The following is a 21741-nucleotide window of genomic DNA, read 5'->3' as shown; positions in this document are numbered from 1 at the left end:
AACCGGGCAAAAAGCAGTAGCCCAGTTCTTTACATGGATTGATCAAGTTTAGCAGACTTCGTGCAAATGTTTACGCTACCAGAATTCTATAACAAAAACAACATGACTATATTGGCAACATGTGCCTATTTAAGTGATATTTTCAATCGTACCTTCTATTCAGTCAAAACTGGAAAAATTGCTCCGTTAATTGCACAGGAATTATCATTCAAACCCAAACTTTCTCGGAGCTAATCTTTTTTCAACACTCCCAAATATTCGATCCACTGACCTACATCCTCCCTGTATCGCTCGGCCATAACTCGTACAATTTGAGAAATGTGTGTTAAGTCATGAACTACCCACGTTGAAATTAACTCTCTTACCTTGACTACACCAAATGCCGGATGTAGTCCAGTCGATCCCAAATCCAATTCCGGGTTAACCAACTTCTTAAGCTTTATTATGTTCTGTTCTCTTATCATTTGGAATTCAAGCAATTTCTCTTTAATCGACAATTCTTGCATACCATTTAAGTGCGCATAGCGATCAAATGACGGAAATGCTTTATTCTCTCCTTCTTGAAACATAAATCGCAGCCTCGGTATCCAGTTATTTTTCTCCCCTTCTATAAGGTGATCAATCACTTCGGAGGCATTCCAGGTCCCTTCTCCTTCATTACATTGCACCCAGTCCTCCGACAATCCCGATAAGAAATACGCCAATGTCTTTGGTGTCCGTTCCAGAACCTCAATAGCTTCTTCCAATTTAAAATGCATACAATCTACTCCTTTCTGTGATTGTACATTCGATATTCCTCGTTCAACGTCAGCTTAAATCCTGGGTTAAACGTATCATATCTCTGCACCAAATACCATTTTCAAAAATGTCATCCTGATAATGTCTTATAAAAAAATCGCTATCAATACTAGTCATCCTAAATCCACATTTCTGATAAAAAGCTAATTGTCCTATACTTGAATTACCCGTTCCAACTTCAATAGTTTTATAGCCCTTTTCCTTTGCCTTTTGAATTGCATCCATCATCAATTCCTTTCCAACACCTTTTCCTTGTTCGTTCTCAGAAACAGCAATATTAGCTATTTCAACTGTCTCTGGTATTGTAGGGAGCAGTACATAAACTCCTATTATTTCTTTATTGTTATCAGCTACATAACATTCCCCTCGTTTCAAATATTCCTCTACCAATTTTTGAGAAGGATCAGCCAGTAACAATAATTCTATTGGAGGTTTTTCATTAACGTTTAATTCTCTAATTTGCATTGTATCTCCTCCATTGTTTTAGCCTTTTTTAGAACAGTTTTTTGTTTGCAAATCACGTTTTTGTGTTATAATAAACATAGAAATACAAAACAGTCATAAAATAAGAAGACCGAAGATACTGCAATATCTTCGCCTCAGCAATGGGTCGCTTCCCCTTCAAGAGGGGTCAGCGCAGACAAGAATAGACCTCGCCCGGCTGATAATCCAAGGGAGGTCTATTTTTTATGGTCGACGATCGTTACAACGAGTGTTGCAAATGCGATCATTAAAACCATTGTCTCAAAAACAGACAGAGGCATCATCCCCTTTCGTTATAGCATATCGCAACACTACAACGACGGAATGCGCCGATCCCCCTTGAGAAAAACACGACTATTGCATGTAATCATTATACCACTGTCACGAACTATTCCCAAATTTTTAATGAGATATTTTCTTGTGATTTGTCAGAATATATTTGCCAAGAAACACGTTTGAAAAAATCACGGTCACTTCATCGTGTGGACAGTAATTTATCAAATTCAGACGGTATTCAAAAATCCTGAGAATTTCCTAATGTTTTAAAAAATGAATGAACATTTTTGCTTAATTACTAGTTTATAACAGAAATTAAGAAGAGAGGTAATTTTTTAATGAGGCGTTTATAAAGGGAAGGGTGAACTGTGACAAATATGATTTTCCAGCATAGTGTGATATAACATGATCGTAAAGAGGTGTATGCTTTTGTATCATTTTTATAGGCAGTGTCCTGAAAATCATTACCCTTATGTTATTCAGCCGGGAGATACATTAAATTTTATTGCAAATAGGCTGGAAGTTGTTGTTTCAAGAATAGTTGCGGCAAATCCTGGTATTGACCCATATAATCTTCGGGTAGGTCAAACGATATGTATCCCAGCCTGTCCACCCAATCATTTCGCATATATAATCCAGCCGGGAGATACATTATATCGAATATCACAAACGTTTAATGTAACTATTTCTAGCATATTAGAAGCAAACCCAAGTATAGACCCTAATTCTCTTCGGGTGGCTCAACGAATTTGTATTCCTTCAGCCTGTGCCTTGGTCAATCCTAATAATTAAAAACTACCTCATGCGAAAAGTCATGAGGTAGTACGCCACATAATATCACAGTTCCACTTGCAATGGTTATATACTGTCTAAACCATCGCTTCCCTTTTCGAAAATACGATCCTCCAAGCTACAAACGTTACAACCAATAAAATAGCCAGGTAGAGATAAACTCCAAACGGAATAATCGTTGCCAGAAAATGCAATCCGGCAAATAAGGCGACAAGAAACATGAGCAGGAAGTATTTTATCGAATTAGCGCCTTCTTGTGCTGACTCAAAGGCTTGAGTAAATGGAAACTCTTCATTATTGATTACCTTATACGCAATGAGTGTGTTTAATACCGCAGTCACAAAAACGATCATTAAATCAGGCAGAATCCGAAATGAAAAAATGGCAATGAACGCTACACAAAGAATCAAGTAAACCGGCACATAAAGTTTTACCAAAAAAGCTTTGAGTGTTGCACTATAAAATCGTTCCGTCTTTTTGATCGGTGTTACTTGAAAAACCCAAGCCCCTTTGTATTTCCCTGAGAACTTCAGCATATGTACAACGATACCAATAATAATATTACAAAAATAAATATTAAGGTAAACCCTGCTGGTAGCCAGTTCCGAAAACGATCCTGTATTTAATGCATTAAATACAAAAATAAACGGAAACACCAACGCCATCCCCAACGATGGATATACCTTCAGTTTAAATTCTCTTTCCCTGCCCATCATAATCTGTGAAAACCGGAAAAATAGTCTCTCTTCTTTGCTGGAACAAAGTAAACGCTCCCACAGGTTTCGGAAATTCCACCTTGATTTTTTTGTTTTCGCTGTATCTTCCATCAACTTTTGCAAGTTTCGTTCAAAAGTTGGCATGAGACGATAATAAACTATGATCGAAACAATTGGTACAATCAGCGTTAACAAGGATAGAATGATCATGACGGATGTATAGTTCTGATTCAACAACAATTCAAATGGGGCTGCAAACCAGATCGGCGGAATGAACACATGCCACCAGCTAAAATCATATGTGAAATTAAGATCGACAAAATCGAAAGCTCTTATCACGATTTGGTATCCCACAACAATACCGACTGATAAAAGGATTTGCACGTAGTTGATGATATCCTTTAACCGCTCCCCGCTGAAAAACCTTAATACAAAAATATAAACCATTGCAGTAAGTGCCATAATAAATAAAACCAGTAAAATAATCTCAACAAAAAACACAAGGAAATATGCAAAACCCTTTACAAATAACATGACAATAGCAGGAATAGCAATGAACGCACCTGTCAACATCGTCATATAAATCGTAACGTGGATAATTTTTGCAGCATTTACCGTTCTCGTATTCAGTGGTTTTGTATGTAAGATGGTTTTATCGCGAACATCCAATAAGACAGATGAAAAATCGGAAATCATCGATGTCATCAGAATAAACATGGTGATACCAAACATGATACTTGACTGAAACATATAATTTTCTCCCAAAAATAAAAATGGGATAAGAGCCAAACCATACAAAGCATAAATACCTAAAGATTTCAGGAACTGATTGCTATCTTTCTTTTTCGATGTACTGTTCGCAAAAATGGTTGGCACACGCCGCTGATCCATCGTTAGCTTGATTTGCAGGATTTTCCGCATTACATCATAGTCGATATTTATTGATCGAAATATGGATTGAAAAAGATCAAGGAATTTCAATGAACGGTAGTCATTCATTTTTCCTCACCATCCATAACAATATCAACGAATTTCTCAGCTGTGTGTTGATGCTCGTCAAAACCAGTTAATTGATTAAAGATCCCTTCCAACGATCCTTGTTTGCTTTGCTCTCTCAGTTCTTCGAAAGTACCATCAGCAGCAATTTTTCCATCGATGAGCAAAACAATGCGATTGCTGATCTTTTCGACTACATCCATAATATGGGATGAGTAAAAAATCGTTTTGCCTCTGGAAGCAAGTTGTTCCAGAATATCTTTAATGATCATAACGCTGTTCGCATCCAATCCACTTAGAGGCTCGTCAAGAAAAATCAGATCCGGATCATGTAACAAACTTGAAATGATCAACACTTTTTGCCGCATTCCTTTGGAGAAAGATGAAATTCGTGTATGGAATACGTCATCCATTTCGAATGCCCGCATCAGCTTTAGCGCTTTATCTTCAGTTAGAACTCGATCTATCCCGTATAATTCACCGATAAACGTCAAGTATTCACAAGCAGTAAGATTATCGTAAATTTCCGCGTTCTCTGCCACATAACCGATTTTCCGTTTGTATGTATGATTTCCGGCTGCAATGTTCCGCCCAAAAATTTCAACTTCCCCATCATATCCATCAACTAAACCGAGGATAATTTTCAATGTCGTACTCTTTCCCGCACCATTTGGGCCAATATAGCCGATAATTTGACCTTGGTATACGTCCAAATTGATTCCATCTAAGACTTGCTTTCCATCGAAATGTATGGTTACATTTTTTAGTGACAATACTCTTTCTTCATTACAATTGATAATCAACACCTCCATTTTGTATTATCAACCTATCAATCTGGTTTTTTATTGCTAGAGAAATCGTTGTACCTTTAAATTCTAAACACATCCAATATCCCTGCAAATCCTGTTGACACCAATAAGTTCCTTTCCTTCAAAAGACAACCGATAAATATCCGGCATTTCCAGCCCCATCCAAAAATCAAATCCATAATTGTTATTGAAGTAATTCATTATTAATACCATCAGATTACCATGTATCCCTATTACAATGTTTTTTCCATTATGTTTTTTCAATAATTTCCTTACCGCCCTGATACCTCTGTTTTGCGCAACAGTATTCGATTCCCCACCTTTCCAGTAAAAGTCAAAATTCTCCCAAAAATTTGAAATAGCTGTGGCAAAATCTTCTACCGGTGTTTCGGACAAAACGCGCTCTTTGAAATCACTTCCGATGATAATCTCTTTATCTATGTATTCGGCGATCCCTTGAACAGTTTGAATGGTACGCTTATACGGACTTGAATACACTTCGTCAATGTTCCCCGTTTTAAGCAATTCTGTCACCGTCTTTGCATCAATAAATCCCCGCTCTGACAATGGTCTCCCAATCTCATCCGGCGTATAAGTAGAATGAGCATGCCTGACAAAGTATAGGTTAGTCGACAATTTTACACCCCTCTATAGGTATTCAATATTTTAATTTTATAACTGTTCAAATTCCCCTATCATTTTCTCAAATTGATGCCCATCTTACAAATATAGTATATGAATGCAATCATAAGAAGTAATTTTTTGTGTTTAGACAGTATTTTTACCTTTTCGGACAGTATTTAGCCCTTTTTGGACAGTAAATCAGTTAAGTTCGCTAGTGAACAAGCCACTTTTTATCAAACATCATGAACTACCTACCTCTGTCCAAATGTCATCCTTGGCCTGACAAATTTTATAATTACCCGACGATGAAAAAAGAAAACCTCCAGTTGAAGGTTTCCTCCGTAATTCCTTAAACATCATTACCATTCTGACGTGCTTCCTGCATTTGTTGTCGTATATCGTGCAGCTGTTCATATGCTTGCTGAAATTGCGGGTTCTCCGTTGCTTCAGTTCCTGCTTGACTTTGCGCATTTTGTAATTCCTGTTCCGCTTGCTGCAACTGCTGATGTGCTTGCTCCAATAGTTGATGGTCTGATCCTTGTGCCCCCAGAACAGCCTCTCTGGCATCTTGTATTAACTGGCTCGCCTGTTGTAATTGTTGATCCAGGTTCTGTTTTACCATTAATTACCCTCCAATAATGCATGATGAATTATATTGTTCCCCCGGATTTTTCGATTTATGTGTTCTATTCAATAGGATCTTGAATAACATTCATTCTTTTTATTAGCCCATCGCAATCTAAACTTTCTTTAGCTGACTGATAATTATAGTATCCCTTTTCAAGCCACTCTATCCTTTAAGAAATGGGTATAAAAAACAATAAGCATAGACATATACTTATCCACGCTCGTTATACAGTGATGAGGTAATCTTTAGGGTGTAATGGCTCTTCCTCAGTTGATTCATCTATAGCTATAGCCATTTATTTGGCACATTAGTTCATCATTATATTTTCCGCCTACGGAGCGGTTTTAACATAAGGTCAAAATATCCTTTGGCTTTTCAAAAATATATTGAGCATGTTCAAATTCCGAACGGCTTTTGGCTCCCCACAAAGCCAGCCCGAAGTCTACCCCAGCAGCGTTAGCACATCTCAAATCATAAATAGAATCTCCTATATAGATAGTTTCTTCTGGTCGACAGCCCATTAAATGCAGTCCAAATTCCAATGGATCAGGATTCGGTTTATGTTTGATTGTATCATCCGCACTGACAATTGCTTGGAAATGATGCTCAATCCCCAAATGATAGAATCCGCTTTGCAATTCTTCTCTTGTTTGCGAGGTTACGATCCCTTTTTTCGGCAATTGCGTGATCACTTCCAGCATGTCGGGAAAAATGGGTACATTTTTCATAAACGGCTTTTCTCTAGCCGCCCAAGATTCCAAAGTTGTTGGGATATCGGCAATATTTAGTATTTCCAGTGTACGCAGCCCGGGAATACCAAGTGCAAAACGCAATTCCCCAATTTCCTTCTCGATACCTTGTGCTCTCAGTGTATCCTGTAACGCTTTTAGACCGATTTGTTCTGAATCAATGATTGTACCATCCAGATCGAAAATGAATGTTGTGTACATGAAATCATCCTTTCTCATTCATTGTTTAGAATAGGATAAAGGATGAAATGCATTTCAGGTCAATACCTAAATGGAGGAACGATGAATAATTTGATAAGGAATTTTTATTTTTTGTTTTGATTTTTCAATTGCCAGTTGGAAAGCTTGCTCGCCTACTTTTATAAGTTGGTGGTCAACCGTTGAGATGCCAAAAGCTACCCCCATTGGCTGGTTTTCTTGTCCTAATAAAGCCAGGTCATTGGGGATATGCATGCCAAGGGATACAGCATATTGATAAATACCCGTTGCAACTTCATCGCCGTTTGCATAGATGGCGGTAGGCTTTTCTTTCAGTTGCAAAAGTTTTTGGGCAGCACGGTATCCATCCTGAAGGGAATAACAGCTTGAAATGACGTATTCGCTAGGTGGTTTGCCAAAAACATCCTCATATGCGGTAAATGTCTGGATCGTACTTTTACTTTCCATTCCTCTTGCTGTTGTAAAGGCTACTTTCTCGTGTCCATTCTCCTTTAATAAATGAAAGGCATCTACGTATGAAGCGTATCTGTCCATGTAAGAGCAGCCTATCTCCGCATGATCGGTGTATTCACATGAGATGATAGGTCCATATGTCGTAAACGGCGTAATTGCCCCCCATACATTAGATCTGGATGTAATTATAATCGCATCAAGCATTTTGGTTTGTAGCATGGAAAGATATTCGAGTTCTTTTTTAGCATCATATCTTGTCGGCAAAACCAGAACGGAATATCCGTGTTCGATAGATTTATTGAGAGCGCCATGTAACATTTGGTCAAAAGCCTGGTTATTGTTATATGGAATAATAACGCCGATTTGTTTTGTTTCGCCACGTATTAAATCAATTGCATTTCGGTTTGGTGTATAATTTAGTTCATCAATGGCGTTTTTTACAGCACGTCTTTTTTCATCGGAAACATACTTGTGATTATTTAACACACGTGAAACGGTAGTTGCCGAAACACCCGCCTTTTTAGCAATATCATGTATATTGGCCATCTAAAATCCCCCCTTTTTGCGATTTTTAACGGTATCATAGTTTACGTATCTAACACTATTGTAGCAACAAAACGGTATTATACATAGGTCTGGGGTAACGGAATTGGTGAAAAACTGTTTCAGGGGAAATTTGATCAATTACTAAAAAAAGCATATTTCTACCTTATATAGAGGTACTGTTGTTGTGAAGCTGAGATTTTAGGTAATCATTTTTTGAAGAATATCAAAAAATTTCTTACTAGTGCGTGTTCTAAAGGAAGGATAAAAAGGACCTGCTGTTCGAGGCTGCGCCGCATAAGAAAAGACTTAACTATTCTTGGGCTCTGTTCTTCAATCATTTCAATAAGCAAACAAAAAAGCCTCCCTAAGTATACTTGACAGTTAAACTGTACTGAGTACCTAGAGAGGTTTTTGTGAGCTCATCTGTTGAGCTCTGTGCATGAACAAGCTCTAACCATTGCTATGATTCCGATTGGGCTCGAACCAACGACCTCCACCCTGTCAAGGTGGCGCTCTCCCAGCTGAGCTACGGAATCGTATTTATATACACGGTCAAAACGGCGGTATATCAACGTTTACTTTAACGGCAAGTCAACCGAATATGTCACACGTTTTAATAGTATTATAGCAATAAGTCCGCCACCTGACAAGCACTAATTTCGCACCCAACGGACAATCATCCGCCTAACCGTTTCTAATTTCGTCTGAGGCCGTTATGACAACGCCTATTCTCATGCTCCGAAAATTTCGTACAAAATTGAGATATTTCTGCCATATATTTACAGTAGTAGGCGTAAAAAAAAGGCGGGCCACCCGTAGGCAACCCGTTTAACGTTTTCTATTACCTTACCGCCCCCATACGCCTTTTTCGGAAACTACTCCGGTTCTGTTCTTCCGTTATGTGCGGTGTAACTGCCTTCCCGACTTTACGTCCGTCTAGTTCTACGATCATATCCTTTTGCTTGCGTAACTCATACGACTGTACACGTAATTCGCCGCGAATCTCGCCTAATAGCGCCGTTACCGTATTATTACTATCGGATTGTCCGCTAAGGGAAGTTGCCGGACGGCTTGCGTAATTCCCGGAAGCATAGGCGTACTTCGGTGTGCTAATCGTCGTACTTGGAATGTCCGGCATAGCTGCGCTTGCTAGTCGATTTCCTGCGCTGGATACTGCTTTATTCATGCGATCCATTCCGACAACGAAACCTTCTCCGGTATAGCGTCCGATTTCTGCGAACACTTTCGACGGGGAGTGTATTCCTAGCATATTTTTCGCCCAACTAATAGCGCCGTTAACTACGTTTCCGATTGCGCCTGTTAGACTGAATTTCGAATTCCGGATTCCGTCGGCTAGTCCGCTAATCATGTCAAATCCAATACTCCGTAAGCTGACGCGCTCGAGGAAACTCTCGGCATTCTCCCATCCTTCCTTCACTTTGTCCTTAACGTCGCCCATCTTCTCTTTTATAGCGCCGGGTAGATCGCCAAATTTTTTGGACGTCCACGTCTTAACCTTTTCAAGTCCGCCGGAAAATTTCGATTTGATCGTCTCCCACTTCTCGGAAACGGCGTCCTTAGCTTTTCCCATTGCGGAAGAGATAGCGTCCTTAGCTGCGTTAAACTTCTCCGATGTCCACGACTTGACCTTGCCTACGGCGTCGGACGTCCAGTCCTTAATAGCGTTCCACTTGTCGGAAATGAAGCCGCCCACTGCTCCGAAAATTTCCTTCGTTTTGCCCCAGATTTTATCCCAGTTCTTGAATATAACGGCTGCTAGTTCCGCAACGATTCCGATAACTAACCCCATCGGTCCGCCTGCAAGCCATTTCATTTTTCCGCCTATTTTCGTAACCCACGGAAGCACCTTTCCGATCGTCGTACCAACTTTTCTAATTAACGGCCATAGCTTCGTAAATACACCTATTGCAAGCGTAATCGGAGGCGCAAGCAACTTGAAAATTCCGATCGCAACCGGAAGTATTCCGACTAGCTTTGCGATAAGATCGTTGTTCTTAAGCAATTCTGTTGACCATACGAGGAATTTGTTTGTCAGATCGAGGATTTTCTCTGCGACCGGAGCCATCGCTATACCTAACTGTACAAGGAACTGCGTAAGGTTTCCGATCAACTCCATAACTTTCGGGCCGTTTTCCTTGACGTAGTTTAGGAAGTTTTGAAACGCTTTGTTATTTTCGAGTGTGGCCGCCCATTCGCGGAACCTCTCGGACATGTTTAAGAACCCTTGCATAAACGATTTTGCTAACGGATCGAACGCAACCATCATATTTGCGAACCCTGCGGCAAAGTTCCCTACGCCTCTAACGAGTTTGTCAAGGTAAGGCGCGGCTGTTGCGTTTACCCAATCGAAAAATGCTCTCATGTCTGCGGCTTCTAAATTGCGGTTCAAGGCGTCCATAAGCCGGTTTCCCATGTCTGCTACGCCTTGTATTGCCGGCTTTAATTTCGTTAGAAGCGTTTGTGCCGTCTGCATCGACTTGTTAAAGATTTGTAGAACCGGCTTTTCGAATTCCTTCGCAAACTCCTTATAGAAGTCGGAAAATTTCTTCATGTTTTTGAGCGTATCCTTCTGCGTATCTGATAGTCCGGCATACACCTTGTTTAATTCTGCGGTTGCCTTCGTTAATTCTTCCGGCGTTTCCGCGTTTGCGATCGCTTCTTGCGCCTTCTTAACCTTCTCTTGTGCCTTGAATACGCCGGTAAGTGCCGGAACCGCAACTGCTGCGAACCCTGCGGAACCTATTCCCGCGGAAGTTAACGCGGAAGCAAGCGCTCCTGCGCCTCCTGCGGTAGAGGCTAGGATAGGCGATAACATCGGAAGTGCCGTCCATATTCCGCCTTGTATCATACTCCGACTAATCGTGTTAACCGTCTCAAGTTTACGCGCTAACTTGTCGAATCCTCCGCCTCCGAACGTCTGCACCTTGACGGGGACATAATTCGGAATAGCCTTCGCTTTCCGGTTGATTGCGTCAAGTTTCCGCTCTGCTTCCTTCGTGTGTGCGTCTATGTGCAAGTCCTGGTCAACGCTTACCCGTCTTGCTATACGGTTGATATTTTCGAGTTGACGTTCTAGCTTCTTATGCGTTTTCGTGAAATTATCCAGAGCGCGTATTCTATAGCTGATTGATAGCTTTTCCGCCATTCTTTAATCTCCTTTTCGTTTAGAACCGTTGAATCGTTAAATACTCGGCCGTTGTACTCAACAATTCGTAATGTTCCGTTAATTTGTCGTAAATAAAAAGACGCTCGATGATTATGAGCGCCTAGTCCTTCAATATTCGATACCTTACAGTTATCCCTTGCGTTCCCCGGATAGGGTGCGTACCGATGATAATTCCGCCTTGCTGTTTAACGGCTTCGGTAAGTTCCGTTAGTTCTTCGCTAGTGTTTACGTTTTGTGAAGACTCTACGATCGTTTTCGCCTTTTCGGCTGCTTCTTTTTCAAACGGTGTCGCGTGTTGTTCTCCATATTCGTTCATATTAAAAGTCATTCTATCGCCTCCTTCCTGCTATTCTCCGGATTATTATGCAAATGTTAGACTCGCAATAGCCGGATCAATCGTAAATTTATCGACTAATTGCGTTTGTACAGTATCAGATAGCGTGAAGCCTTCGGTAGCTACCGTCGCACTTGCCGGCTCGTATTCATTTGCGACAACTGACGCTATTACCTCGTCTAGCGCCTTCTCTACGAATGAAACCGGATTGCCTGCGACTAGCGTACTTGTCGTAAAATCTGTTCCGCCTTCCACTTCGATATACGCGTTCATGCTACGATACGGGCTTACGTGCGGATGCCTTCCTGCATAATTCCTGATTGTTACGGTAATATTTGCGTTCATTCTATCGTCCCCTTTTCGATATAGTTTATTTGGCGGAATATAGCGTCCGCCCTCGCTTTCGTCTCTTTCGTCCAGTCTCCTAAAGCTACGCCCCTCCTACGGTCGCGAACGTAGTGCAAACGGAGCAAGCGATTCTCTTTTAGTAACTGCTGACGTTAACCGGCCTTTGCCTGCGCTTTGCCCTCCGTTTTGTGTCGTACTCGATCGTAATAGAACCCGGAAGCTGTCCCGCAACTTTTTCGCTTAGTAAATCCATGTTTCGGATGTCGAGTACTTCGTTCACTAGTTCGCGAGTACTTACCCCTTTTGCTCCGAATTTCTCCGCCTTTGCATCTATTTGCGATAGAATACCGGACAACTGTCCTTGTAGTGCTGTTTTCTCGGCATCGCTTAAATATGTTATATCGTCGCTCGCTTGCATAATGATCGTCTTTAAGTCCGCGGTATTCGATACACTTGCGATATTTAAAGCGATTCTATTCGCCATCTGTTCGGCGGTCTGTCTGTCCGATTCACTGACACGGATAGTCGCCCGTGCAGCTTTCGCTTTTGCGTCGGCTTGCATCTGTGCGCGTTCCTGCTCCCATTCCGCTTGAATCGCCTTTGTTTCCGCCTCGTATTCGTCCCACGCCTTTTTTAGTTCATAGTCCTTTACCTCTGACGTCCATAACGGCGAATCGTTCTTTTTAATGCGTGCTACTGTCTTATCGTAATTAGACGTAAGCTGCTGCGCTTTTTGACGATAATCGCTGTAACTTCCGTAATCAACTTCAATCGCATTACCTTCCGCTTTCAACTGCTCCAATTCATGGCGTGGTACTATTTCATCGTTAACTACTGTGTGCTGATCGTACTGCTTGTGTGATTTGAATAAGAAATATCTGTTTTCCATTTGCAAAACTCCCCTTTGATTTATTTTTTCCCTCGAATCTTGCCTTTTTCTTTTAGTCGCTGATAAGTTGATCTACCCTTTTCCTCTAGGTTTGTTGTCTTTGGTGTCTGCCTGGCCCCGTTACCGGGATTAGGATCGGCATATTCTTTTTTCGGCGGAATTTCCGCTTTTAGGTCGATAAGTGCTTTCTGTATTTCCCCATCTGATTCTCCGGAAAGGTGCTTCTTGTATCGCTGTACTTGCATTTCGTTATATCCTGCGTTAGTAAGTAACGTCTCTTTCTTCGTTTCGATGGCCTGTTTGCGTTGGTCGTCAAGTTCTTTTTGTAAGTCCTCGTATAGTTCGCGGTACTTCTGTTCTTCGTCCGTGTCAAATAGTTCCGTTTCTTCTTCTGCCATTTATAAAACATCCTTTCAATTTTATAGATTTGTAGCTTATCTCGAAAAAGGCCGCCAAACTGACTTTCTTTGTGACGGGTCCGCGTATGCCTTCGGTTTCTCTTGCAAGTCCTCCGCCAACTCTAACGCTTGTTGTTCGATCTCGGCTTGATCTTCGCTATTAATATACTTCGCGTAGCGCTCTGCCTGGTCAATCGGTACGCCTGCGTCAATGAGGCTTTTCTGCTTCAATACGCTGTAATACCGCTCTTTATAGCTTAGCCCGTTTTCGTCTCGCTCACGTTCGTTTTTCTTTTTTTCCCGTGCTATTCGTTTCTGTATGATCTTATCAACTTCCTCCTGCGTGAATAGTCGTTCCTCTTGCATTTCTTCGCTCATTTAATCGTCTCCCTTTTCATTATTTTCGTTTTCTATTTCCTCTTCGTAAATTCGCTGTATCGCATAATGCTGCCCGTCCGGGAATACTTCGGTTACATTCGATTTCCTCAGTAAGGCATCGGCAAATAACAGACGACATTGTTCGAATTTATGCCGGTACTTGCTTCCGTACATTTTCACGCCCTCAACTTCGCAGAAGTCCGGAAAATTGACTGCGCTAACTGTCGCATATTCATTCGCATGTAACCGGGCAAGGATATACTCTGCGATATATTTCGCCCTTTCCTTACGTGATAAGCGTTCCGGAGCATGGAGCGAATGAATCTCGTATGTCTTTTGTCCTTTAAACCGAATTAACCCGAACGCGGTTTCCGTTGCGTCCTCCGGCGGTGTTTCGCTGTATACGTACCAATTTGACTTAACTTCGCGAGGAACACGGCCATATCCGTATCTGTTTTGGTAATCCTCGTATGATCCGGAATAATCCGGCATGACTAGCTTCAATGGTCCGGACATTTCAATCGTCATGCTATCGACAATCGCAAATACGTCAGTTTCTACTCCCTGGCGCAATGTCGCTTTATCGGAATTGGTTATCGTGAAGCCTTCCGGATTGATCGTAAGAGTAAGACCGGATAGCAGGCGCGATCGTTTCCCCTCGCGCGTTTCGGCGACAAGGAAACTTGCGGATTCTCCCCAGCTCGAATAGTCGTGCTGCGTGTATATGCACTTCAATTAATCAACCCCTAATTGTCACGTTTTTTGGCTCCTTCCGAGCCGTTTTTCTGTACCATATTGACGTTATTTCGGGAAAATATGGACCTCTCGCGCAATTATCTTTTCTTTTGTGATACGTTACCCACTTCGCTTCAATTCTCGCGGATTTTGCCGTATTTTCCGTTTTTAGCGTCATGCCAATTTCCTGGCTTCTACGTTGAATCTCCGCTCTGCTTGGCGCTTGTCTTTCGCCGGAATAAGATACTTTACCGCGAGTATCTTTCCGCTGGCTTTTCGTTGCTCTCCGATAATCCGCCACGTGTCCGCCTTTGTGCTGCGCTTGATGTTTCGCATAAGTCGTTTGTCGGAAGTAACTCCAAGTAAATGCGCCGTGTCCGCGTAGTACAAATCATTCTGTCTCTGCTTCATAGTACGTCCTCCCCTTCGGAAACAATCGCTCGTACCTTGTTTATGAATCCGTTATCGTCGTATGATTTCGCTATGATTTTCGCGTCCGAGTCGATTATCTTCGGAATTAACTTGGCATCAGTCGTTTGTATTAATCGCTGTCCGTCGCCTAGATCGTCAATGATCGTCGGTTCCTCCGTTCGTACCGTGATAAGGCGGTTAAGCGCGTGGAGAAACTGGCGAATTGACATTTTTCCGGAATAGTGGGCGTCAAGTAGCTTCTGCGATTGGTCCGTAATATTCATCGGCTAGCACCTCCGATCATCCGGTCCAGTCGCGCCAACATTTCCGCAATCTCCGCTTCGATCGCCTTGCTTTGCTCGATTGCTTGCTGCATTACTTCCATAAATTTTCGTTGACTTTCGTTTTCCATTCGATTCCTCTCCGTTCTGTTCGTTTTTTGTGCTACTTCGGTTTAACTTGTAAGTCTAGTTCGCGTGTCAATTGGTCTACCACTGCGAATATTTCGCGGGTAACGTGTATCTCTCCGTTTTGCTGTAATAAAGCAAGTCCGACCAACATCGTTGCTAGTGCGTTTGTATCTGAATGTACGCTCAATTCGTTTCCCCTCCGTTCTTCTCGTATGTGTGTGATTCCGTTTTCCTCCGGCGTTGGAAAGACGCCCTCATCGGAAAAATGGCATAATAAAAAGCGCTAACCTCGTTTGTGGCTGCGCCTTTGCTATACTTTACTTAACTTTTCAATTAGCTTAGTTAACTCTTTCACTTCCGTTGTTTCATCTCCGTATTTCTTTCTTATTGAATCCCGATACACCCTCAATGCTGATAAAATTATAATTAATTCTTGGCCCTCTATTTTTATTTCCATATTATCGTCCTCCTAAAAGTGTTGGTTTTCGGTACTAATAACTTATTTATATCTATATATTACTTAGTAACGCCTAGTACGAGTAATACCTATTATCCGGTATACGCGTCATGCGCCTTCCAACGGTTATCAAACTCATAGCGTTTAACATGTCTACGAATTTCCTTCACGTCACATAGCATAAGCGCAACCTCGATTAAGTCGTTATCTTTCGTAACCTTGACGGAGACCTCGTTATGTTCCGGCTTGTTGATTGCTAATCGGTACTTGTTAGGTTTAAATCGTGCTTGGCCAACTTCTTTACTTAGCGCATGGTCAATCTCGCCTTTCCGTTTGTATTCGATAAAACCACATTCGACTAGCTTTTTAATTGCGTTTTCGACGGTCTGGCGCGACTTCGTACCTATCATCTGCATGGCGGTATTAATCGTCAAATAGAACGTATTACCATACCGTTTGCTAGTGACTAACATCGCATATGCAAGCTGTTTCTGCCGGAATGTTCCGCAATCTAGTACCGATAGAATTTCAGATTTATAGATTGTTAACGGTCTGTCCGTACCCATGATTGTTTTATCGTTATCATATACATAGTCAACTAACCTAGTCGCTTCGGACTCCCAATAATCCGGTGTGCTTCCTTTGCTGAAATATTCTCGTGGCGTCGCAAGTAACACGTTCATTATGGCGCCCACTGATTCCTCGCGCTCCCACCCTTGCGAGTTTCCGAAACATGCAAGCGTGTATGTTGCTTTATGCCGGGAATTACTCTCCGTAAGTCTTCCGACTTCAAGTATCTTAGCTGCCTTGTGAAGTGCGTCGGACAAGTCGATCGCATTAACCGATATATCCGTACTAGCTGTGATTTCCTCAAATTCCGTTATTTGTTCGTCGGTCAAGTCGATCCGCGAATCCGTGACAAACTCGACTTGTATCGGCTCGATGTCCAGTAAATACGCGTAAGATTCCGACTCACTCAACGGCTCTAGCGTTTCATTATTGACAAACAAGCACCTATTACCCGTTTTTTGGTGAACGCCTAACGGCAACTTTACGCCCTGGCTCCATGTCGGCCGGAACTCGACCTGCCCTTCCGGGAGCTCCCCAACGCTGACAAGTACGTCACGATAAAACTGTTGTAAGGCCTCGACCTTAATCTGTCCGCTAAAAAATAAGTCTACGTGATAGCCTTTGTTGCCCGAATAGCTGACGTGTATATCCTTACGCGGTATATCTGCTTCCGTTTCTAGTACGTCAATTAGTTTTAACGCTATCCAACGTGACATCAACTCGTTATTACAATCGACGTCGAACGTTATAAATCTGCTAACGAATCCTCCTGCGAATACTCCGTAAGTAAGATCGCCTTTTAAGTGCGTCCTAATCATACTATCGTTAAATTTCGTTACCTTGTTCCCTGGCGCATAGGATAACGTAATGTATCGACCTTCCGGGAACTGTACTAAATATTTCCTTCTCGTTTGAATGTACAACTCGTTAAATTTCTTAACAAGCTGTTTCGTTGGCTGTTCCATAAGTTAACGACTCCCCTTTTTTCTGTACTTGGACAACTCTTCTTCTAATTCTTCGCTGTTATTGAATACGAATACCAATTTCCCAGGACGTTTATGTGACGGCTCGATATAGACTAGCGGGAAGTCCTTCGCCACTAAATCGTTTGCTACCCTTAAACTTAAAATGCATTTGTACTTTTCCATGAATAAACATCTCCTTGTTTGAATGTGTTGGTTTTCGGTACTAATAACTTATTTATATCTGTACATACCGTAAGTAACGCCTGCCCGCAACCTACTCCGCCGCGGCCAGATACTTTACGCTAATCCCGCGCACTTCTTCGATAAACTCAGCGCCAAATTCGATATACAACCGCGTAATGATATACGGCTGTATCGACCGTTCTTCCGCCTCGATCTTCTGAATAAGCTGGCGGGATACTCGTAGCCTGTCGCCCATTTGTTTCTGTGTCAGTCCGGCTGTTCTCCGGATGGTTGCGAATAACTTTCCGTTCATTTCGTAGCCTCCTTGTATTAGTTTTTAGTAACTTCGATATAAATTGCTACTATTAGCGATATTAAAAAACGCCTGCCGCCACGTTAACGACAAGTTATGTATTGATTACGTTATCTCTCTATAAAGATAGGACACAAAATTAATCGCTATGTGGTATCCAAACGTAAACTTTTTCCGGTGGACATTCCGCGGTATTCCTCTATAAAGAATAACCGTTAAATTAACCGTAATGCACATATTGACAACGAAATTATTAACCTTCCTATACAGATAAGACAACTAACGCGGTGTAACGTGGTACTATCGGGGAAAATAAAAGTATCTCCTATATAGATAGGACAACTAAACGCCTGTAATATCACTACCATCCGTCAATTGTAACGAAATTGTAACATTACCGTTCACATTTTCGACACAAGTTAGGATAGCGTCATACCCCTTCATATAGATAAGCCATAAAACCGCCTGTAATGTCCCTGTCATCCGCAAACTTTTTTCGAAAAAGGCGTAGAAGTACACGTTTTTGCGTACCCCTTGCGCCAATTTTGGAATAATACTTGACAACGGCATAAACCGCCCTCGAGTATATTGACGATTTACTGACGCCAAAATAACGCTAATCCGTAAAATTACCGGAAAAACCCGGCAACCTCCGCCAAAAGGTTCCGGGAAGTCCGGGCCATTCCTTATGCAACCGACAAGGCAACATAAATAAACGCTAACATCGCGATGAATCCGAGTAAGCAAGCTTTGTCCGTGCCATCTAACCGCTGTAATTCCGCCTTAAAGTATGATATAATCCGCATAAGGTTAACCGCCTTTCCGGCCCTACCTGCGCCAACAGGCGGGCCTAGTTTAATCCGCCGGATACTACGCCAATAGTTCCGGCAATATTATTCGTCCAGGTAGCGCCAACTACCCGGACAATTTCGTCTGGTATCGCTAACTACCAGACTTCGACGTCGCTAACCGTCGAATGATTCCGCCTTGACGGGAAGTGCGCCAACACTTCGCAATCCGTCGGGGTATTCTTATATAAACCGCCGTACTTCGTTCACCATTTCCGCTATTTCCCCGTCGTTTAAATCGACTCCATCCGTACATTTATCGACGATATGTTCAGGAATGCTATGCAGAATGAAATACCTCCGGATTAATTCGTCCTGTACTTCCGCGAATTCGTATAGCCACTGATTTTCCGATATTCCGTAAGCATGCCTTCGCGGATCAACCCGTAAACGATCGTACCATCCGATTAATTCCAGGTTACCGACGTTCTTTGTTCCGAAATTACCTTCGTAGTAACCGTAGGTACCGGTTCTTACCTCGATACTATCCTCGGAATGGGCGATCCATTTCGGTTGTTCCTTCGCCGTTAGTTCCGCCGTTGTTCCGTTTTCACTTATCCAAATTGCGTTTGCCATGTGTAATCGTCTCCTTATCGAATATTTTCCGTTTGTTTGTCCGTTAATCTAACTTAACTTTCGGATTCATTAACGTGTAAAGCATGTTCTCTATTTCCTCCGCCTTTTCGTCGCGGCGCTGCATCTTGTATGCTGTTGCCCCCTTTTGCATGGCGCTGACTAGTACCGCGGCTTCTTCGAAACTGACCGTTATAGTGATTTGTTTTCCGTTGTTCACGGCGTGCATGTGATCGCCTCCTTTCCCGACACGTTAAACGTGTTATGTATAACGTTAAAAGTATAACGTATTTTGATTATATAACGTTTAAGGTAATACGTCAATAGAAAAACGGAAAAAGTTTTACGAAATTATTTTGCTAGTATATAATGGAAATAAATAACGAAAGTGGACGGGAAAGGACGGTGATTACGAAATGAAGGCGACGGTTAAAATAACGTTAGATGAAACGATTAAAAAAAGTAAGGGTGAACTCACACGGAATAAGATCGCGGTACAAGGTAGAATCAGACCCGCGACTATATCCGAACTATGTAACGGAAAAAGCAAGTCAATAAGTTTCGATACATTGACGCGGATACTTGACGCCATGAACGAAATAAACCATCAAAACGGCGGGAAAAAACGTTATCAGATAGAGGACGTTTTAACGGTTGAATACGTTGATAGCCAGGCGGAATAGTCTACGTCCTGTTTCGCCCTTTTTCTTCGTCCAAATTTCCGACAAACCAACGTAATGTGTAAAGTAAACTTTACGTTTAAAATTCCGGTACATTTTTCGTGCATATAATAGAAGAAACTCGGAATTGTTCGGATATGAACGGCCATAACGGGTATACTACGTTATACACACGGTACTATATATGGACGTAAGTAACGATAATAACGCTATATGTAGTACGTTGTATGCCGTTAAAATGTGCGGTAAAATGTGCGGTAATGTGTGCGAGTGTGTAGCGAATAGGTGACGAGATATGTCCGCATGTGATCCGGCAACCCGTTCACCAGGCGTCCACTCCGCCAAGATCGAGGGGTAATCGTCCGAATAGTCGGAATTAAGCGGATTATAGGCGCAATTCGAGCGGATGTTCCTACGTAAGTGAGCGCCATTTACCCGCTATTTAACGACATACGGATAGGCGAAATAGAACGTATGTATCTGTAATTAGTTCCGATAATAAAAAATTATGTAAACGCGGTTTGCCCTAATGCAACACGTATAAACCTTATCATACCAACGGTTATAGACGTTTTAATAATAATAACGTAACACATTCCGGAAGTACCAGGGTATCCGACGGACAATAACGTCTTATAAACGTTGCTATTACGCCATTTCACTTACGGATACCCCGCACGGGTATACCCTCGCAATCATTAACGACCATTGTCCGGTTGATTGCGAATTGTACGAATATTCATGCCCCCGGGGCGGTCAAGCGTTCGCGGCTTTGCCGGGTATCGTCTGATTGCGTACAAAATTTCGTACATCGAACGTCAAATATAGCGGAATCCACTCGGAACCCTTCCGCCCAACGCAAGCGGATTCCCTTCCGCAAAAAACGTCCTGGCGCAAGCTAACGTCCCTACTCCGAAAAATTTCCGGCAAAATTTTTTAAATGTCGGCCAATTTCGTGATAAACTGTACGTATACCACAAGGGGTGATACGATGGAAAATGAAAAGGAAATACTTAACTTGCTCCGTCAGTGCTCCGCGGACATGGAAATGATTAAGGCGTACGTATCAACGGTCAAGGCCAACGTTACCGGATCAGAGGCGGAAATGGCAACGATCGAATCGTATCTAACTACGATGAAGGAGGACATTGCCGATTTAAAGCGCGGGCAAGTCGCCCTCAAGGAACAACTTACGCGACAACCGCCTTACACTCGCGTATAAATAGCCGTCTAACGAGCGTACAGTGCCGTCTTTGTATCGTTTAATACAATCGGCTAAACACGCCTTAAACGCTTCTGTATGCGCTTCTATGCGTGTTTTAGACGTTTTGGCGCGAAAGATAATACCGACGTATCTCCGCAACTCTTTTCCGTAGAAGAACGGACTTAGGATGTCGTACAATGGTTCCGGAATATTGTTACGGATTGCATAGCGTTCGACTATTTCGCTTCCTGCGGTATCTAATACGTATTTGTAATAGTGTTTGCGTAAAGGTTCACTTCCGCGCTTGGACGTTCCTTCCGTTGTCCTCCGTGCCTTCTCGTCCACTGCGCGCTCTGTCATTCGCTCGGACAAATAAGGAAGTATACGGTATATATTCGCTCCATCTCCGCCCGATTTCTTCCGACTGGTTCCGACCTTCTCGACGATTCCTAACGCCTCCAATCGTCTTATAACACGTCTTACGGTTCTTTCCGACTTCTCTACGCCTTGCGCGATGGTTGCGACTTTAAGGTGGCTTGCGCCGGAATACTTGACGCTATAACGGGAGATGAATCGTAAGATATTCCGATCCGTTGCGTTAAGTGCGTCCTGGTGCGCCTTTTCGTGCTGTGTGACGTTATGGTTAAGTTCTTGCGTACTGTTGAAGGTTGCGTAATCTGATAAGTACGATAAGTTCGACATAGTTCCGTTGCCTCCCGGTTATAGAGGCGCATGCATCACGAATATACGTTCGATTACAAGGTTACAA

Annotated in this window: 30 protein-coding genes and 1 tRNA gene; 3 read left to right on the top strand and 28 right to left on the bottom strand. The window is 42.3% G+C overall.

Going from position 1 to position 21741, the window contains the following annotated elements; genetic code table 11:
- Positions 1-230: 230 nt before the first annotated feature.
- From CZ382_RS03380 to CZ382_RS24740, 3 genes are all read right to left on the bottom strand, one after another.
- Entirely contained in the window at positions 231-758 is a 528-nt protein-coding gene (locus CZ382_RS03380) for a DinB family protein (RefSeq protein ID WP_088049823.1), read from the bottom strand.
- A 49-nt stretch (positions 759-807) separates the two neighbouring features.
- Positions 808-1263 carry a GNAT family N-acetyltransferase gene (locus CZ382_RS03375; RefSeq protein WP_088049822.1) on the bottom strand — a complete coding sequence of 152 codons (456 nt, stop codon included), beginning with the start codon at positions 1261-1263 and terminating at the stop codon, positions 808-810.
- Between the two features lie 215 nt (positions 1264-1478).
- On the bottom strand, positions 1479-1562 hold the full coding sequence (locus CZ382_RS24740; RefSeq protein ID WP_407701306.1) for a putative holin-like toxin: 84 nt from the start codon (positions 1560-1562) through the stop codon (positions 1479-1481).
- Positions 1563-1986: 424 nt separating this feature from the next.
- Here CZ382_RS24740 and CZ382_RS03370 point away from each other — a divergent pair, with 424 nt between their 5' ends.
- A complete protein-coding gene (locus tag CZ382_RS03370) occupies positions 1987-2349 on the top strand; it encodes a LysM peptidoglycan-binding domain-containing protein (protein ID WP_230856161.1) in 363 nt (120 codons plus the stop codon).
- 77 nt (positions 2350-2426) lie between these two features.
- On the opposite strand, the gene CZ382_RS03365 is transcribed toward CZ382_RS03370, so the two are convergent.
- The 24 genes from CZ382_RS03365 to CZ382_RS03260 form a co-directional block, all read right to left on the bottom strand.
- Complete coding sequence (locus tag CZ382_RS03365; RefSeq protein ID WP_088049820.1) at positions 2427-4064, bottom strand: hypothetical protein; 1638 nt, start codon at positions 4062-4064, stop codon at positions 2427-2429.
- Positions 4061-4873 (bottom strand): ABC transporter ATP-binding protein, encoded by an 813-nt coding sequence (locus CZ382_RS03360; RefSeq protein WP_088049819.1) that lies wholly within the window; start codon positions 4871-4873, stop codon positions 4061-4063. The genes CZ382_RS03365 and CZ382_RS03360 overlap by 4 nt, the downstream gene beginning before the upstream one ends.
- Positions 4874-4936: 63 nt before the next feature.
- Positions 4937-5506 carry a histidine phosphatase family protein gene (locus CZ382_RS03355; protein ID WP_088049818.1) on the bottom strand — a complete coding sequence of 190 codons (570 nt, stop codon included), beginning with the start codon at positions 5504-5506 and terminating at the stop codon, positions 4937-4939.
- A gap of 337 nt (positions 5507-5843) precedes the next feature.
- Positions 5844-6116 carry a hypothetical protein gene (locus tag CZ382_RS03350; RefSeq protein WP_088049817.1) on the bottom strand — a complete coding sequence of 91 codons (273 nt, stop codon included), beginning with the start codon at positions 6114-6116 and terminating at the stop codon, positions 5844-5846.
- Positions 6117-6466: 350 nt separating this feature from the next.
- Complete coding sequence (locus CZ382_RS03345; protein WP_088049816.1) at positions 6467-7072, bottom strand: HAD family hydrolase; 606 nt, start codon at positions 7070-7072, stop codon at positions 6467-6469.
- Between the two features lie 66 nt (positions 7073-7138).
- On the bottom strand, positions 7139-8089 hold the full coding sequence (locus CZ382_RS03340; RefSeq protein WP_088049815.1) for a LacI family DNA-binding transcriptional regulator: 951 nt from the start codon (positions 8087-8089) through the stop codon (positions 7139-7141).
- A gap of 463 nt (positions 8090-8552) precedes the next feature.
- Positions 8553-8625 (bottom strand) — tRNA-Val (locus tag CZ382_RS03335).
- A gap of 305 nt (positions 8626-8930) precedes the next feature.
- The gene (locus CZ382_RS03330; RefSeq protein ID WP_140392713.1) at positions 8931-10661 is read right to left on the bottom strand and encodes a hypothetical protein; all 1731 of its coding nucleotides are present in this window, start codon (positions 10659-10661) and stop codon (positions 8931-8933) included.
- Positions 10662-11376: 715 nt separating this feature from the next.
- The gene (locus CZ382_RS03325; protein WP_088049813.1) at positions 11377-11604 is read right to left on the bottom strand and encodes a hypothetical protein; all 228 of its coding nucleotides are present in this window, start codon (positions 11602-11604) and stop codon (positions 11377-11379) included.
- A gap of 33 nt (positions 11605-11637) precedes the next feature.
- Positions 11638-11955 carry a hypothetical protein gene (locus CZ382_RS03320; RefSeq protein WP_088049812.1) on the bottom strand — a complete coding sequence of 106 codons (318 nt, stop codon included), beginning with the start codon at positions 11953-11955 and terminating at the stop codon, positions 11638-11640.
- Between the two features lie 139 nt (positions 11956-12094).
- Positions 12095-12847: a hypothetical protein gene (locus tag CZ382_RS03315; protein ID WP_088049811.1), complete on the bottom strand. Its 753-nt coding sequence runs from the start codon at positions 12845-12847 to the stop codon at positions 12095-12097.
- Positions 12848-12867: 20 nt separating this feature from the next.
- Complete coding sequence (locus CZ382_RS03310) at positions 12868-13245, bottom strand: hypothetical protein (RefSeq protein WP_088049810.1); 378 nt, start codon at positions 13243-13245, stop codon at positions 12868-12870.
- A 36-nt stretch (positions 13246-13281) separates the two neighbouring features.
- A complete protein-coding gene (locus tag CZ382_RS03305) occupies positions 13282-13623 on the bottom strand; it encodes a hypothetical protein (RefSeq protein WP_088049809.1) in 342 nt (113 codons plus the stop codon).
- Positions 13624-14358, bottom strand: coding sequence for a hypothetical protein (locus CZ382_RS03300; protein ID WP_088049808.1), 735 nt, complete (start codon positions 14356-14358; stop codon positions 13624-13626). It lies immediately after the preceding gene.
- Positions 14359-14532: 174 nt separating this feature from the next.
- Positions 14533-14769: a hypothetical protein gene (locus CZ382_RS03295; protein ID WP_088049807.1), complete on the bottom strand. Its 237-nt coding sequence runs from the start codon at positions 14767-14769 to the stop codon at positions 14533-14535.
- Positions 14766-15053 (bottom strand): hypothetical protein, encoded by a 288-nt coding sequence (locus CZ382_RS03290; RefSeq protein WP_088049806.1) that lies wholly within the window; start codon positions 15051-15053, stop codon positions 14766-14768. Before CZ382_RS03290 ends, CZ382_RS03295 begins: the two co-directional genes overlap by 4 nt.
- A complete protein-coding gene (locus CZ382_RS24500; protein ID WP_268811309.1) occupies positions 15050-15181 on the bottom strand; it encodes a hypothetical protein in 132 nt (43 codons plus the stop codon). The genes CZ382_RS03290 and CZ382_RS24500 overlap by 4 nt, the downstream gene beginning before the upstream one ends.
- A gap of 32 nt (positions 15182-15213) precedes the next feature.
- Positions 15214-15366, bottom strand: a complete 153-nt coding sequence (locus CZ382_RS23625) for a hypothetical protein (RefSeq protein WP_159457755.1) — start codon at positions 15364-15366, stop codon at positions 15214-15216.
- 123 nt (positions 15367-15489) lie between these two features.
- Positions 15490-15636 carry a hypothetical protein gene (locus CZ382_RS23620; RefSeq protein WP_155554397.1) on the bottom strand — a complete coding sequence of 49 codons (147 nt, stop codon included), beginning with the start codon at positions 15634-15636 and terminating at the stop codon, positions 15490-15492.
- A 92-nt stretch (positions 15637-15728) separates the two neighbouring features.
- A complete protein-coding gene (locus CZ382_RS03285; protein ID WP_088049805.1) occupies positions 15729-17171 on the bottom strand; it encodes a TOTE conflict system archaeo-eukaryotic primase domain-containing protein in 1443 nt (480 codons plus the stop codon).
- Between the two features lie 274 nt (positions 17172-17445).
- Positions 17446-17667 (bottom strand): helix-turn-helix domain-containing protein, encoded by a 222-nt coding sequence (locus CZ382_RS03275; RefSeq protein ID WP_088049803.1) that lies wholly within the window; start codon positions 17665-17667, stop codon positions 17446-17448.
- A gap of 342 nt (positions 17668-18009) precedes the next feature.
- Positions 18010-18237, bottom strand: coding sequence for a hypothetical protein (locus tag CZ382_RS03270; RefSeq protein ID WP_088049802.1), 228 nt, complete (start codon positions 18235-18237; stop codon positions 18010-18012).
- A gap of 461 nt (positions 18238-18698) precedes the next feature.
- A complete protein-coding gene (locus CZ382_RS03265) occupies positions 18699-19091 on the bottom strand; it encodes a hypothetical protein (RefSeq protein WP_088049801.1) in 393 nt (130 codons plus the stop codon).
- A gap of 43 nt (positions 19092-19134) precedes the next feature.
- Positions 19135-19317, bottom strand: a complete 183-nt coding sequence (locus CZ382_RS03260) for a hypothetical protein (protein ID WP_088049800.1) — start codon at positions 19315-19317, stop codon at positions 19135-19137.
- 187 nt (positions 19318-19504) lie between these two features.
- Here CZ382_RS03260 and CZ382_RS03255 point away from each other — a divergent pair, with 187 nt between their 5' ends.
- The gene (locus CZ382_RS03255; protein WP_088049799.1) at positions 19505-19771 is read left to right on the top strand and encodes a helix-turn-helix domain-containing protein; all 267 of its coding nucleotides are present in this window, start codon (positions 19505-19507) and stop codon (positions 19769-19771) included.
- 1015 nt (positions 19772-20786) lie between these two features.
- Positions 20787-20990, top strand: a complete 204-nt coding sequence (locus CZ382_RS23915) for a hypothetical protein (protein ID WP_200809520.1) — start codon at positions 20787-20789, stop codon at positions 20988-20990.
- On the opposite strand, the gene CZ382_RS24735 is transcribed toward CZ382_RS23915, so the two are convergent.
- Positions 20925-21674: a helix-turn-helix domain-containing protein gene (locus tag CZ382_RS24735; RefSeq protein ID WP_088049798.1), complete on the bottom strand. Its 750-nt coding sequence runs from the start codon at positions 21672-21674 to the stop codon at positions 20925-20927. The genes CZ382_RS23915 and CZ382_RS24735 overlap by 66 nt on opposite strands.
- Between the last annotated feature and the right edge of the window lie 67 nt (positions 21675-21741).

The sequence above is a fragment of the Virgibacillus dakarensis genome (assembly GCF_900155625.1).
GTDB lineage: Bacteria > Bacillota > Bacilli > Bacillales > Amphibacillaceae > Lentibacillus_C > Lentibacillus_C populi.
Note: the sequence above shows the minus strand (reverse complement) of the source record. Positions and strands in the feature narration are given on the sequence as shown.